Genomic DNA, 986 nt, shown 5'->3' with positions numbered 1-986 from the left:
AAGCGGTAGAACGCTGCTGTGACGCGCCGACAGCTCAGCGACGACCAGTGGGAACTCATCAAGCCGTACTTGCCGATCGGCGAGTACGGCCCCTACCCGGTGAAGCTGCGGGACCAGTTCGAGGGAGTGATCTGGCGCTTTCGGTCCGGCGCTCAATGGCGGGAGATGCCGGAGGAGTTCGGCCCCTGGCCGACCGTCTACGGCCGTTTCAGGGTCTGGCGGGACGCGGGAGTGTTCACCGCGTTGCTGGAAGGACTGATCGCCGAGGCTGCCCGGCAGGGGAAGACGGATCTGTCGCTGGTCAGCGTGGATTCCACGACCGCCCGCGCGCATCACGACGCCGCCGGGATGCGCATCGATCCCGAGGTCATGGAGGCCTTGGAGGAAGCCGTGCGGGAACAGGAGCAGGCCCGGCAAAAGGGGGCGGCCCAGGGGAACAGAACGGACAGGACGCCGGAGACGACTCCGGCCGGGAAGAGCGGCGACGCGTCCGGCGCAGACACAAGGCCCGTCTGAAGCAGGCTCTGCTCGGCAGATCCAGGGGCGGCCTGACCTGCAAGGTCCATCTCGCGTCCGACCGCAGGTGCCGCCCGCTGTCGATCGTCGTGACCGCCGGACAGGCCGCCGACAGCCCGCAGTTCGTCCCGGTCCTGAAGAAGGTCCGTGTCCGGCTGCCCGTCGGGCGCCCTCGCACCCGGCCCGCCGCCGTGGCCGGGGACAAGGCGTATTCCTCCCGCGCCAACCGTGCCTACCTGCGCAGACGCGGCATCAAAGCCGTCATCCCGGAGAAGAAGGACCAGGCCGCCCACCGCAAGAACAGAGGTCACAGGGGCGGCCGGCCCGTCGTCCACGACGCGGTCCTCTACAAGGACCGCAACGCCGTCGAGCGCATGATCAACAAACTGAAAGCCTGGCGAGGTATCGCAACCCGCTATGACAAGACCTCCGAGAGTTACGACGCCGGCCTCCACCTCAGGGCCTCCATG

At 68.2% G+C, this 986-nt stretch carries 1 pseudogene; it reads left to right on the top strand.

Going from position 1 to position 986, the window contains the following annotated elements:
• Positions 1-18: 18 nt before the first annotated feature.
• A pseudogene (locus ACFP2V_RS38510) lies at positions 19-986 on the top strand (IS5 family transposase); the annotation flags it as partial.

The sequence above is a fragment of the Streptomyces incanus genome, assembly GCF_042656345.1.
GTDB lineage: Bacteria > Actinomycetota > Actinomycetes > Streptomycetales > Streptomycetaceae > Streptomyces > Streptomyces incanus.
Note: the sequence above shows the minus strand (reverse complement) of the source record. Positions and strands in the feature narration are given on the sequence as shown.